Annotated in this window: 13 protein-coding genes; 9 read left to right on the forward strand and 4 right to left on the reverse strand. The window is 47.8% G+C overall.

The features are described from left to right. Positions 1–115 precede the first annotated feature (115 nt). On the forward strand, positions 116–1120 hold the full coding sequence (gene gap / locus ACI43T_RS09240; RefSeq protein WP_405386645.1) for a type I glyceraldehyde-3-phosphate dehydrogenase: 1005 nt from the start codon (positions 116–118) through the stop codon (positions 1118–1120). A gap of 86 nt (positions 1121–1206) precedes the next feature. On the opposite strand, the gene tsaA is transcribed toward gap, so the two are convergent. Then, a complete protein-coding gene (gene tsaA, locus ACI43T_RS09245; RefSeq protein ID WP_314105341.1) occupies positions 1207–1887 on the reverse strand; it encodes a tRNA (N6-threonylcarbamoyladenosine(37)-N6)-methyltransferase TrmO in 681 nt (226 codons plus the stop codon). 111 nt (positions 1888–1998) lie between these two features. Between tsaA and ACI43T_RS09250 the strand changes: the two genes are divergently transcribed. The 7 genes from ACI43T_RS09250 (at position 1999) to ACI43T_RS09280 (ending at position 8171) form a co-directional block, all read left to right on the forward strand. Then, on the forward strand, positions 1999–2634 hold the full coding sequence (locus ACI43T_RS09250) for a nicotinamidase (RefSeq protein ID WP_009175137.1): 636 nt from the start codon (positions 1999–2001) through the stop codon (positions 2632–2634). A gap of 36 nt (positions 2635–2670) precedes the next feature. Then, positions 2671–3681 (forward strand): lipopolysaccharide heptosyltransferase I, encoded by a 1011-nt coding sequence (waaC, locus tag ACI43T_RS09255; protein WP_405386647.1) that lies wholly within the window; start codon positions 2671–2673, stop codon positions 3679–3681. A 47-nt stretch (positions 3682–3728) separates the two neighbouring features. After that, positions 3729–4478 carry an electron transfer flavoprotein subunit beta/FixA family protein gene (locus ACI43T_RS09260; protein ID WP_405386649.1) on the forward strand — a complete coding sequence of 250 codons (750 nt, stop codon included), beginning with the start codon at positions 3729–3731 and terminating at the stop codon, positions 4476–4478. A gap of 15 nt (positions 4479–4493) precedes the next feature. Further along, positions 4494–5429 carry an electron transfer flavoprotein subunit alpha/FixB family protein gene (locus ACI43T_RS09265; RefSeq protein WP_405386651.1) on the forward strand — a complete coding sequence of 312 codons (936 nt, stop codon included), beginning with the start codon at positions 4494–4496 and terminating at the stop codon, positions 5427–5429. Between the two features lie 86 nt (positions 5430–5515). Further along, positions 5516–6130: an IMPACT family protein gene (locus ACI43T_RS09270; RefSeq protein WP_405386653.1), complete on the forward strand. Its 615-nt coding sequence runs from the start codon at positions 5516–5518 to the stop codon at positions 6128–6130. A 136-nt stretch (positions 6131–6266) separates the two neighbouring features. Continuing rightward, the gene (gene purD, locus ACI43T_RS09275) at positions 6267–7538 is read left to right on the forward strand and encodes a phosphoribosylamine--glycine ligase (protein WP_405386655.1); all 1272 of its coding nucleotides are present in this window, start codon (positions 6267–6269) and stop codon (positions 7536–7538) included. A gap of 63 nt (positions 7539–7601) precedes the next feature. Then, positions 7602–8171 (forward strand): L-threonylcarbamoyladenylate synthase, encoded by a 570-nt coding sequence (locus tag ACI43T_RS09280; RefSeq protein WP_405386657.1) that lies wholly within the window; start codon positions 7602–7604, stop codon positions 8169–8171. A gap of 89 nt (positions 8172–8260) precedes the next feature. Here ACI43T_RS09280 and ACI43T_RS09285 read toward each other — a convergent pair whose 3' ends face one another. Further along, a complete protein-coding gene (locus ACI43T_RS09285) occupies positions 8261–8692 on the reverse strand; it encodes a surface-adhesin E family protein (protein WP_405386659.1) in 432 nt (143 codons plus the stop codon). 169 nt (positions 8693–8861) lie between these two features. Here ACI43T_RS09285 and recQ point away from each other — a divergent pair, with 169 nt between their 5' ends. Further along, complete coding sequence (gene recQ / locus ACI43T_RS09290) at positions 8862–10730, forward strand: DNA helicase RecQ (RefSeq protein ID WP_405386661.1); 1869 nt, start codon at positions 8862–8864, stop codon at positions 10728–10730. A gap of 12 nt (positions 10731–10742) precedes the next feature. On the opposite strand, the gene ACI43T_RS09295 is transcribed toward recQ, so the two are convergent. After that, on the reverse strand, positions 10743–12080 hold the full coding sequence (locus tag ACI43T_RS09295; protein WP_405386663.1) for a M16 family metallopeptidase: 1338 nt from the start codon (positions 12078–12080) through the stop codon (positions 10743–10745). A gap of 69 nt (positions 12081–12149) precedes the next feature. Next, positions 12150–13466, reverse strand: coding sequence for a M16 family metallopeptidase (locus ACI43T_RS09300; RefSeq protein WP_405386665.1), 1317 nt, complete (start codon positions 13464–13466; stop codon positions 12150–12152). Between the last annotated feature and the right edge of the window lie 12 nt (positions 13467–13478).

A 13478-nucleotide genomic window follows, 5' to 3' on the forward strand; every position in this document is an offset into this window, starting at 1 on the left:
TTTCCAATCAAACGGAAACCGGTAAGGAATCAATGTAATACTAGGTAGTAGTTTTATTTCAGGCTACAATGGATTGAAAATATTCTTTTCCCTTCTAAACCTTAGGAGAATACAAATGAGCATTAAAGTTGCAATTAACGGCTTCGGCCGTATCGGACGTCTGGCCTTACGCCAAATCATAAAAACGGAAGGTATCGAAGTTGTCGCCGTAAATGATTTGACGCCGGCAGAAATGTTGCTGCACTTGTTCAAATACGACAGCACCCAAGGCCGTTTTCAAGGCGCCGTCGAATTGAAAGAAGATGCGATTGTTGTAGATGGCAAAGAAATCAAAGTATTTGCCAAACCTAATCCGGAGGAGCTGCCTTGGAGCGAACTGGGTGTCGATGTGGTATTGGAATGTACCGGTTTCTTCACCAGCAAAACCAAAGCCGAAGCCCATATCCGCGCAGGCGCACGCAAGGTAGTGATTTCTGCTCCTGGTGGTAATGACGTGAAAACGATTGTATACGGTGTGAACCAAAATACGTTGGACGGTAGCGAAACCGTGATTTCGGCCGCTTCCTGCACCACCAACTGCTTGGCGCCGATGGCTGCGGTATTGCAGCGCGAATTCGGTATCGTCGAAGGTTTGATGACAACCATTCACGCCTTTACCGGCGACCAAAATACTTTGGATGCTCCACACCGCAAAGGCGATCTGCGTCGCGCCCGTGCCGCTTCGCTGAATATTGTGCCGAACAGTACCGGCGCTGCCAAAGCCATTGGTTTGGTCATCCCTGAATTGAATGGTAAATTGGACGGTTCCGCCCAGCGCGTGCCGGTGGCTACCGGTTCGCTGACCGAATTGGTATCCGTACTGGAACGCCCCGTTACCAAAGAAGAAATCAATGCGGCGATGAAAGCGGCCGTCAGCGAATCTTACGGTTATACCGAAGAACAGTTGGTTTCTTCCGACGTAATCGGTATGGAAGAAGGTTCTTTGTTTGACGCCACTCAAACACGCGTGATAAACGTAGGCGACAAACAGTTGGTCAAAACTGTGGCTTGGTATGATAATGAAATGTCTTATACCTGCCAGTTGGTCCGCACTTTGAAATATTTTGCGACTAAAATCTAGTTTGTTTTAGTTGTGGATAATTGAGAGGCCGTCTGAAAACTTAAAATACGGGTTTTCAGACGGCCTTTTTTGATTTTCAAACTGTGTTATGGTTTTTGGTAGGTATCGGTGCTGATGATAAAGGCGGTTTTATTCCGAATTTGGAATTTTACTTCATAATCTAAAATATTCATTACATAAATTCTCTCGGGAATATTTTGATAAGCCGGACGTGGGTCTTGCGCAATACTTTGACTGATGATTTCGCGTTCTTTATCGGATAATTCTTTACCGCAATTTTCTGCCCATTCGATGTTGAGTTGCTCAGGCTTTTCCGTTGCAAACCCGCTGCGGGCATCAGGTTTGGACTCGATGAAAGGAATATAGGGTTTGATATCCGTTACAGGTGTACCGTCCAGCAAATCCGCTCCGCTGCAATAGATTTTGACCGGCCGTCCGGTTTCTATTCGTTCTAGTTTCAATAACGATAAGCCCATATGGTTCGGCCGGTGCGGGCTGCGCGTGGCAAATACGCCCATTTTCTGCCTTCCGCCTAATCGTGGCGGGCGCACCAGCGGCGACCAACCTTCTCCGATAACTGAGTGAAAAATAAAACTTATCCACACATATTCAAAGGCTTCTAATCCGCGTACGCTGTCGGCAGTAAATTTGGAATTTAATTCGATACATACTTCTGCTGCCGGTACCAATCCGGGTTGGCGGGCAATGCCGAATTTTTGTTTGTAGGGGGAATGTACGGTGGCGATGGCGTCGATAGTATGCCGCATGATTTGTAAATTCAAATAAAACAAATCATATCACAGTATCCGTATGACTTTGCCGCCCTTTCCCTATGGTGATTTGCTATAATGAAAGCCGTTTGTTTCGGATGTGCTGATATGATTGTTTCAATAGATGTAGACGCTCAGAAAACATTTTCTCCCCTGTGTCCGGCAGAATTACCGGTAATGGAAGGAAATCTGATTGTTGAAGAATTGAATGCACAGGCTAAATTGGCCGATTTGCGTGTTATGACCAAAGATGCACACAGTCCTTCAGCTAAATGGTTGGTAGAAAATCCGGCGGATATGCTGAAACCGACCGGCTTGAACGATGCCGATTTGACATGGGTATCTCATGCAATAGTAGGTACTTACGGTTATGAATTACTGGATGGGCTGCCTCAGACTAAAGAATATGACTATTGTGTATGGAAAGGTGTTGATCCCGAACTGCATCCTTATGGCGCATGTTTTCACGATATAGAAGAAAAATTAAGTACGGGTTTGCTTGAATGGTTGAAATGCAAAGGTGCGGATACGGTTATTGTCGGAGGTCTGGCAACAGATTATTGTGTGAAAACAACGGTATTACAGTTGCTTAAAGGTGGAAAGTGGAAGGTCATCGTTAATGCTGCCGCATGTCGTGGTATTGCTCCGGATACAGTTAATGCTGCTTGGAAAGAAATGTCTGATGCCGGTGCAGTTATTTTAGAGAATACTGAAAAAATATATAATTACATTAATAATCAATAAGTTATTTTTGTTTCACGTGAAACATCAGGATTTTTTATGAAAATACTGCTTGTCCGGTTATCTAGTATGGGAGATTTAATTCATACGCTTCCTGCTGTTGAAGATTTATCCCGTTTACGCCCGGACATTCGATTGCATTGGTTAAGTGAAGCAGGTTTTGCAGATATTGCTCGATTGCATCCGTTTGTGAAGAAAATACATGAGATGCGTTGGAGAAAATGGCGCAAGCAGTTGTTTAAATCCGAGACATGGCACGAGATAGGTCGTCTGAAAAAAGAGTTACGGCAGGAAAAGTTTGATTTTGTATTAGATAGCCAGGGGCTCATAAAAAGTGCTTTATTTGCAAGAATGGCTGACGTACAAGTTAAAGGTTTGGATAAAAACAGTTCCCGTGAGAGATTGGCCGCACTGGCGTACGGCCAAACGTTTAATGTCCCGAAAGGTAAGAACGCAGTATGGCGTAATCGTGAATTGTTCGCTCAAGTGTTTAATTATCAAATACCGCAACTTCAACGATTTGGTTTATATGTTCCAGCAGAAGGCCGTCTGAAGAATTTAAAAACACCTTATTATGTCGCTTTGCATGCTACCAGTAGAGACAGTAAATTGTGGCCTGTTGAAAATTGGTTGGATACGCTGACTAAGCTACACAACGATAGTGGCTATTCTATTTATTTGCCGTGGGGTAACAATATAGAAAAACAGCGTGCACAAGTGATTGCTGCAGAACTTCCGTTTGCCGTTGTATGCGATAAAATGAATTTGTTGCAGGCTGCTTCTCTGTTAGAGCAATCTGTCGGTGTCGTTGGCGTGGATACTGGTTTGTTACATTTGGCTAATGCATTGGATAAACCTGTAGTCGGTATTTATACTGATACTGATCCGATAAAAACCGGAGTGCAGGTTTCTGATTGGGCAAAAAATTTAGGCGGAATGGGACAAATTCCTTTATCCGAAGAAGTTTATCAGGTATTTACAGATTGTGTAGCTGCCAAGAAGTTTGATTTAGAACACAAATCAAAATCGGCTAGTATTGAGACTGATTGAAAAATTGTCGGTAGAAGACTGAATTCAAATCCTTTAAAGGAGAATTTATGAAAGCATTGGTCGCAGTAAAACGCGTAGTAGATTATAACGTTAAAGTACGCGTCAAGGCGGATGGGTCGGATGTAGACATCGATAATGTCAAAATGTCAATGAATCCGTTTGATGAAGTTGCAGTGGAAGAAGCGGTTCGTTTGAAAGAAGCCGGTAAGGTTAATGAAATTATTGCCGTGTCTTTAGGTAATAAAAAATGTGAAGAAACATTACGTACGGCTTTAGCTATGGGAGCTGACCGTGCAGTACATATTGAAACCGATAAAAAATTGGAGCCATTGACAGTTGCCAAATTGTTAAAAGCATTGGCAGATAAGGAAAATCCGCAGATTTTGCTGTTAGGTAAACAGGCGATTGATGATGATGCAAATCAAACAGCACAAATGTTGTCTGCCCTATTGAATGCAGCCCAAGGTACGTTTGCTTCCAAAATAGAACTTAATGCTGATGAAGTTTTGGTAACACGCGAGATTGATGGCGGTGAAGAAACGCTTGCTCTGAAATTGCCTGCGGTAATTAGTGCGGATTTACGTTTAAATGAGCCGCGTTTTGTAAAATTGCCTAATATCATGCAGGCAAAGAAAAAACCATTGGAAAAATTAAGTCCTGAGGAGTTAGGCATTAGTATTGTCCCCCTTATTCGTACGATTAAAGTAGCTGAACCCAGAGAGCGTCAAGCAGGTATAAAAGTCGGCAGCGTTACCGAATTGGCTGATAAATTGAGAAATGAAGCTAAAGTGATTTAATGGAGGGAGAGGAAAATGAGTGTATTGATTATTACCGAACACAATAACCAGCAGTTAAATCCTGCTACACTTCATGCAGTTGCTGCTTCTGCCAAATTGGGTGAAGTTCATTTGTTGGTAGCGGGGAAAGATACTACTTCTGTTGTTGAAGCAGCCAGACAGGTACAAGGTATTAGCAAAGTATTGGTGTCGGATGCATCTCATTATGCAGAGGGTTTGGCAGAAGAATTGGCACCGCTAGCCGTTAAATTAGCTGGTGATTATCGCTATATTGCCGCTACTGCAACTGCTTTCGGTAAAAATCTGATGCCACGTATAGCTGCTTTATTGGATATACCGCAGATTTCTGATTTAACTGAAGTGGTGGATGCAAATACTTTTGTACGGCCTATTTATGCCGGTAATGCGTTTGAAACGGTACAAAGTCAATCTGAGAAAGTAGTATTGACTTTCCGTGCAACGGCTTTTAATGCTGCGGCCCTTGTTGGAAACAATGCAGAAATTGTAAAAATTGATGCTATTCCGGCACAAAATTTAAGCCGTTTTGTATCACGCAATTTGTCTCAATCTGATAGACCGGAACTGACTCAAGCTAAAGTTGTTGTATCGGGCGGACGTGCATTAGGTAGTGCCGAAAACTTTAATTCTGTTTTGACGCCGTTGGCCGATATATTAAATGCGGCAATTGGTGCATCACGTGCGGCAGTTGATTTGGAATATGCGTCAAACGATATACAAGTTGGACAAACCGGTAAAGTTGTTGCCCCTCAGTTGTATATTGCGGTGGGTATTTCAGGTGCGATACAGCATGTTGCAGGTATGCAGGATAGTAAAGTTATTGTTGCCATCAATAAAGATGCCGATGCACCTATTTTTAATGTAGCGGATTATGGGTTGGTTGGAGATTTGTTTGAAATAGTTCCGCAACTGGTTGATGCCTTAAAAAGCTGATGTCTGTTTCACGTGAAACGCTTTTCAGACGGCTTCTTAGTAATCTTATTAAGGCCGTCTGAATTTTTTTAGATTTGGTGAAATAAATGGATATTGCTATTTACAAGACCATTGCTTCAACTACTCAAGCCGAATTTAAGGATAAAGGAAGCCGTTTTATTGCGTTTGCGTATCCTATTCAGACATTAGAAGAAGTTAAACAGTACGTTTCAATTCTTAGAGAAGAACACCATAAAGCAAGGCACTGGTGTTACTCATATCGTTTGGGTGTTGATGGTACGCAATTCCGTGCTAATGATGACGGAGAACCAGCGGGCAGTGCAGGGCGTCCGATTTTAGGGCAGATTGATTCAGCAGGCCTAACGGATGTATTGGTGATTGTTGTACGGTATTTCGGCGGTACATTATTAGGTGTGCCAGGTTTGATTCATGCTTATAAAACAGCGGCAGCGAAGGCTTTGACCGTTGCGGAAGTGATTGAAAAAAACGTTGAAAAAATGGTATGGTTGCGTTGCGAATATCCCTATCTTAATGAGGCTATCAGAATTACCAAACAAAATCAGGGCAATATTATCGAGCAAGATTTGCAATTGGATTGCAGATTAACTGTCCGACTTCCTTTGGCCTGTTATACGTTATGTATTACGGCATGGGAGAACACTCGCAATATCGAAATTTATACTGAAAATCCTTATTTATAGAGGCCGTCTGAATTTATTTATTAATATGTTTTCAGACGGTCCATTATATTGTTGAATACAGATATAAACCTGTCTAATTAAAGTTAAATGGGCTATAATCGTACAATTTAAAAACTTTATTTATCAAGGAGAAGGCATGAAATTACTCGTTGTCGGCAGTGGTGGCCGTGAACATGCTCTGGCTTGGAAATTGGCACAATCCCCAAAAGTAGAAACCGTTTTCGTTGCGCCTGGTAATGCCGGTACATCGATTGAGCCTAAATTGAAAAATCTGACTTTAACAGCTCATGCCGACCTGATTGATTTCTGTAAAAAAGAACATATTGCTTTTACTGTAGTAGGTCCGGAAGCGCCGTTGGCCGCTGGTATTGTGGATGATTTTCGTGCTGAAGGTTTAAAGGCTTTTGGTCCCACCCAGTATGCGGCCCAGCTGGAAAGTTCGAAAGATTTTGCCAAAGCATTTATGAAAAAATACGGTATTCCTACCGCGCAATATCAGACTTTTGAAAATGCAGAAAAGGCACATGAATATGTAAATCAGAAAGGTGCACCGATCGTTATTAAAGCAGACGGCTTGGCAGCAGGTAAGGGAGTGGTTGTGGCCGTTACTTTGCATGAGGCACATGTTGCGATTGATGATATGTTGCTGGGTAACAAAATGGGCAATGCGGGCGCAAGAGTGGTTATTGAAGATTTTCTGCAAGGAGAAGAGGCCAGCTTCATTGTGATGGTGGACGGTGACAATGTGTTGCCAATGGCGACCAGTCAAGACCACAAACGTTTGCTGGATGATGATTGTGGTCCGAATACGGGCGGTATGGGTGCGTACAGTCCGGCGCCAGTGGTAACGTCAGATGTATACGAACGTGCTATGAACGAGATTATCTTGCCTACAGTCAATGGTATGAAGGCGGAAGGCCACAAATTTACCGGTTTTCTGTATGCCGGTTTGATGATTGATAAAACCGGAGCACCATATACGGTTGAATTTAATTGTCGTTTCGGTGATCCTGAAACTCAACCGATTATGAGCCGTTTGAATAGCGACTTGGTTGATTTGTTGGAAGCTGCAATAGACGGCAAACTGAATAGTACCATTGCGGAATGGAATCCTCAGACTGCAGTCGGCGTGGTATTGGCAGCCGAGAATTACCCTGATATGCCTAAAAAAGGCGACATTATTACCGGTTTGGACGAAGCAGATCGAATTGGAAAAGTGTTTCATGCCGGCACTGCTTTAAACGAAAACGGTAAAGTTGTAACCAACGGCGGCCGAGTATTGTGTGTCGTCGGTTTGGGCGATAATGTGGCTGCTGCCAAAACCAAGGCTTATCAGGCAGTACAAAAAATCAGTTTTGACGGAATGCAGTATCGTAAAGATATTGCGGATAAAGCCATCAACCGTTAATTATTTTTTAAAGATATAGAGAGGCCGTCTGAATTTTTCAGACGGCCTTCAAACCATTCCATTATGTTGTTTCCACGAATACTTACTGCATCGGCGCAGCGCAAATTGAAAATCCACCTTAAACGGGGCGGATTGGTTGCATATCCGACCGAGTCTTGTTATGGGTTAGGCTGTATTCCAACTTTTCCCAGAGCGCTAAGTCGGGTGGTCAGTTTGAAAAAACGGCCGCAGGATAAAGGTATGATTGTTATCGGCAGCCGTTTGGAACAATTACAGTCGCTATTGGAAAGGCCGTCTGAAAAAACAATTTTTATGTTGGAACGAGAATGGCCGGCACCGAAAACCTTTTTGCTCCCCTCTCGGGCTGGAATACTGCCTTTACTGAGAGGGAAGGGGAGGAATAAACTGGCTGTGCGCGTTCCCGCCCATCAAGGTGCGCGGAGGTTGTGTAAGGTACTGGGAACACCGTTGGTGTCAACGTCGTGCAACCGTGCCGGCAAACGGCCGTGTAAAACCGAGCGCGAGGTCCGGCGGCAATTTGGTAGGAAAGTGTGGGTGGTAAGCGGTTTAATCGGAGGGCAAGAAAAACCAAGTCAGATTATTGACGGAGAAACGGGCGTCCGTTTAAGGTAAACCGTAACTATGATTTAAGAAAAGAAAGGCCGTCTGAAACCTTATGACACGAGTTTCAGACGGCCTCTCTTTTTAGATGAATTAAACTGTTACAACTTTTTGCCGCAAACAGTTTCAAACTGTTTTTCAATGATAGTGCCGTTCATTACGCTCATAGGACGCACGCTGACCGTAGTATATTTCTGATTAGAAATAGTCTGCCCGCGTTCGTCTAAGAGCTGTAAAGCCGTCAGGCGGTAGGTTTTATTGGTGCAGTGAACTTCCCATTCTCCGATGGCTGTTTTATATTTAGGCGTATTTGAAAAACTTTCCTCACTCATTTTAGAGATGACTTTTTTATCGCGGAAAGTAGCCAGAACGCCGTTTTTCTTGATGCTGTTTTTGTCTAATGTAACTTTGATATTGCCGTTGGAAATGGTGCCGATGCTTTCCCAATCGCCGCTGACGGAAGGACCGGAAGAAGCACAGGACGCCAACAGTATGGCGGGCAGCGTGAGTGCGGCCAAACGCAAAATCTGCATTTTGTATCATCCTTATAAAAATAATTTCGCGTATTATCCGTTAATACCGCTGCCTAAGTAAATCGACTTTGCAAAGCTTACCCTTTCAGATGTCCCGATCCATGCAAAGCATGTCTAAAAACGCTAAAATAACACTTCCAATCATTATTACTTTCGGGACAGACATTCCATGACCACGCCGACGGCCAAACAGATTTTGCACGAAGTATTCGGTTATCCCGAATTTCGCGGCAATCAGGAGGCCGTAGTCAACACTTTGGCCAAGGGAGAAAGCCTGTTGGTGCTGATGCCGACTGGTGGTGGTAAATCGCTTTGTTACCAGATTCCCGCCCTGATGCGTGAAGGAGTGGCTATCGTTGTATCGCCGCTGATTGCTTTAATGAATGACCAAGTAGCCGGTTTACATGCGGCGGGAATCGAAGCCGCCAGTGTCCATAGCGGTACTACCGCCGAAGAAGCGCGTGAAGTGGCGGAAAAATTGGCACAAGGCCGTCTGAAACTGCTTTATGTTGCGCCCGAGCGTTTAGTCAGCGACCGTTTCCTACGGTTTCTTGATCAGCAAACGATCAGCCTGTTTGCCATTGATGAAGCCCATTGTGTCAGTCAATGGGGACATGACTTCCGCCCTGAATACCAACAGCTAGGCATGTTGGCCCAATGTTATCCGCAAATTCCCCGCATCGCACTGACCGCGACCGCTGATGCGGCAACACGGGCGGACATCAAACATCATCTGTGTCTGGAAAATGCGCCCGAATATATTTCCAGTTTCGACCGCCCGAATATTTATTATCAGGTTATCGAAAAAAACAACGGTAAAAAACAACTCCTAGACTTTATCCAAAAACAAATGGGTGGTCAGAGCGGCATTGTATATTGCTTGAGCCGGAAAAAAGTGGAAGATGTAACCGGATTTTTATGCGAAAACGGTTTGGACGCCATCCCCTATCATGCCGGATTGAGTATGGAAATGCGCGAAACCAACCAGCGCAAATTTACGCATGAAGACAATATTATTGTTGTGGCTACCGTCGCTTTCGGCATGGGTATAGACAAACCTGATGTGCGTTTTGTCGCCCATCTCGATATGCCGCAGAGCATCGAACATTTCTATCAAGAATCGGGTCGCGCCGGACGTGACGGATTGCCTGCCGCAAGTTGGTTGTGCTACGGCCTTAACGATTGGGTTTTGTTGCGCGAACGCATTGCCGAAGGTCAGACTGACGAAACGCAAAGACAGATAGAAATGCAAAAGCTTGACGCTATGTTGTCCGTATGTGAAACGGCGGATTGTCGGCGGGTTTTGCTGCTCAGGCACTTCGGTGAGAATTCACAGCCTTGTGGCTATTGCGACAACTGTCTGCATCCGCCCGTCCGTTTTAACGGCACGGTATTGGCACAAAAACTTTTGAGTTGTGTATACCGCGTCGGCCAGCGTTATGCCGCCGGTTATGTTATTAACGTATTACGCGGCAAAAGTGACGATTGGATACGGCGCAACCGGCATCACGAATTGTCCACTTACGGTATAGGCGGCGATTTGAGCGATAAAGAATGGCGCAGCGTCATCCGCCAATGTATCAGCGCAGGTTATTTGACCGTTAATCCCTTGCTGCATCAATCGCTGCAACTGACTGAAAATGCCAAACAGGTTTTGAAAGGCGGGTCGGAAGTGTGGTTTAGGCCGCTTAAACGCGAAAAAGCAGCGACGCAGAAACCTAAAGAAGAATGGTTACGTACCGAACGCGAAGAGCGCCTGTGGCAAGCATTGCGAAGCTGGCGACAGCAAAAGGCAAAGGCGGACGAAGTGCCGGCTTATGTGGTGTGCGGCGATAAAACTTTGCGCGACATTGTTGAAAAGATGCCGCAAACGCTGGAAGAGCTACATGAAATTTACGGTTTGGGCGAAGCCAAAATCAGTAAATTCGGTTTGGAAATTTTGAACGTATGCGGGGCAGTCAACCAATCGGACGACAGGCCGTCTGAAAATCGTGAAGCCGTATTGGACGAACCTGATGAGCGTGAACAGCAGCTATAATATGTCTGCGGTTTATTTCTTCGCGGCCTTCGCCGGTTTCGCGTCTTTGGTATCCGCGCCCACGACGACGATGTTCAGGTCGCTGAATTTCACCCGCCGCCGCCATGCGTCCCGGACTTGCGCCACGGTTAGCTTGTTGATGGCTTTCGGGTAGGCTTCCAAATAGTCGTCCGGCAGGTCGTGCACGCCGATGAGGGAGAGGTAGTCCAGCAGTTTGGCGTTGGTGTCGAAACGCAGCGGGAAGCTGCCGGTGATATTGGCTTTGGCCTGTTTCAACTCGGCTTCGGTCGGGCCTTCGGCGATGAATTTTTCCACCACGGCGCGGGCGTCGGCAAGGGCGGCGCGGGTGTTTTTCTTCTGAGTGGAGAAGCTGATGCCGAACGGCCCTGCTTGTGTGGCCGGTTCGAGGGTGCTGAACACGCCGTAGGTGTAGCCGTGGCGGTCGCGCAGTTCTTTCATCAGCCGGCTGTCGAAGCTGCCGCCGCCGAGGATGTAGTTACCTGCGACCAGTGCGTAGTAGTCGGGGTCGTGCCGCTTGATGAGCGGCATACCGAGCAGGACTTGCGCCTGTTCGCCGGCAAACGGGATGTCGCGCCGTTGCGCGGGGTGGTTGCGGACGTCCGGTGCGCCGTTGCCCGCGCTGCTTTTGGCAGGCAGTCCTTTGAGCGCGTCTTCGGCCAGTTTTTCGGCGCGGCGGCGGCTGATGTCGCCGACGATGGCGACGATGGCATTGTCTTTACCGTAGCGGGTGCGGTGGAAGGCACGGACGTCGTCGAGGGTAACGTTACGGATGGTGTCGACGGTGATGTCGGCGCCGCGGCCGTAGGGATGGTCGGGGTAGTTGAGTTTGGTCAGGGTGCGGCCTGCGATGAAGCCGGGGTCGGTTTCTTCCTGCTGCAAAGTGGTGATGCCTTGTTTTTGCAGGCGGGCGAAGGCGGCGGAATCAAATCGCGGCCGGGTCAGCGCGGCGTTGAAGAGGGCGGCGGATTGCTTGAGGACCGAGGGCTTGCTCAGGCTGCGCATTTCGACGGACGAGGTCTCCAGATCGCTGGCGGAGGCGAGGTTGGCGGCGATGTCGTTGGTGCGGGCGTTGAACGCTTCTTCATCAAGCTGTTTGGTACCCGAAGTCAGCAGTGCGGCGGTGAATTCGGATACTTCGCTTTTGTTTTGCGGGTCGAACGCGCTGCCTGCGCCTTTGAAGCTGACTGCCATGTCGACTATCGGGTTTTCGTGGTGTTCCACCAGCAGAATCTGCGTGCCTTCTTTGGTTTTCCAGCGCTGGATGTTGACGGCGGCCTGTGCGGTCAGGGGCAGGACGGCGAGGGCGAGGATGAGGGTTTTCAACTGCATGTGTCTGTCGCTTTCGTGTGATGAGGCCGTCTGAAAAAAACGTTAGGCATTTTCAGACGGCCTGTTGCGTTATGGACGGGCGGTTTCCGGTCTGACCGTAACGACGCTGGAACGGCTGTCGGTCAGGAGTTTGGCCGCCGCCCGCACATCGGCGGCGCTGACTTGGCGCAGCCGGCGGCGGATGGCGGCTTCGTCGCTGTATTTGAAGCCGCGCGTCTCCAGCAGCCCCATCAGCGAGGCTTGGGAAACCATGGAATCGCGGGCGTATATTTCGGAGGCCTCCATGCGGGTTTTGACGCGTTTGAGTTCTTCGTTGCCGACGCCGTTGTCGGCGATGTCTTTGATTTCGGCGCGGATGGCGGCAAGCAGGCTTTGTTCGCTGACGCCGTCGTTGGGCATGGCCATAATGCTGAACAGGGGCATTTCGCGGTTGAAGAGGTCGTAGCCGACGTCTGCGTTCAGGGCGACCTGTTTGCCGCGCACGAGGTTTTTATCCAGGCGGCTGGAGGAATTGCCGCCGAGGATGTCGGACAATACGTCCAGCGCGTAAGGCATGTTGCCGGCGGATTTTTCCAGTTTGGGCACGCGGTAGGAGAGGGCGATAATCGGCTGGCGGGTCATGGCGGAAGTGGTTTGGGCGGTAACCGGTTCGCGTTCGGCTTTTTCCGTCAGATTGTTGCGTGCGGGCAGGGTTTTGGCGGGAATGCCGCCGAACAGTTTTGCCGCCGTTTTGAGCGTGGCGGTGGCGTCGACGTCGCCGACGATGACCAGCGTGGCGTTGTTGGGTGCGTACCATTGTTTATACCATGCGCGCAGGTCGTCCGCCTTGAGCGTGTGCAGGTCGTCCATATAGCCGATAATCGGCGCGCGCAGGGCGGGTACGGTGAAGCTGTTGAGGTAGACGTGTTCCCACAGTTTGCCCGAAGGGTTGTCTTCCGTGCGCTGGCGGCGTTCTTCCCGAATCACATTCATCTCGTTGGCGAAGTCTTTGTCGCTGAAATTCAGGTTCTGCATCCGGTCGGCTTCGAGCTTCAGCACTTCCGGCAGCTTGGCTGCGGCGATGTTTTCGTAGTACACCGTTTCACTGCGGTTGGTGTAGGCGTTGTTTTGGCCGCCCAACTCGGCGATTCGGCGGTTGAACTCGCCGGAGGGCACGCTCGGCGTTCCCTTGAACATCATGTGTTCCAGCGCGTGGCTCAGACCGGTTTTACCGGCCTGTTCGTCGATGCTGCCGACTTTGTACCAAATCTGGGAAACCGCCACCGGCGCGCGCCGGTCTTCTTTGACAATGACTTTCAACCCGTTGGGCAGCGTCTGCGACAAGGTTTTCGCCCAAACCGGAACGGCGGCGAGTGAGAGGGCAAGCAGAAGGATACGGCGCGGCATAAAGTTTCCTGA

It is taken from the genome of Neisseria oralis (genome assembly GCF_045062685.1).
GTDB classification, from domain to species: Bacteria; Pseudomonadota; Gammaproteobacteria; order Burkholderiales; family Neisseriaceae; genus Neisseria; species Neisseria oralis.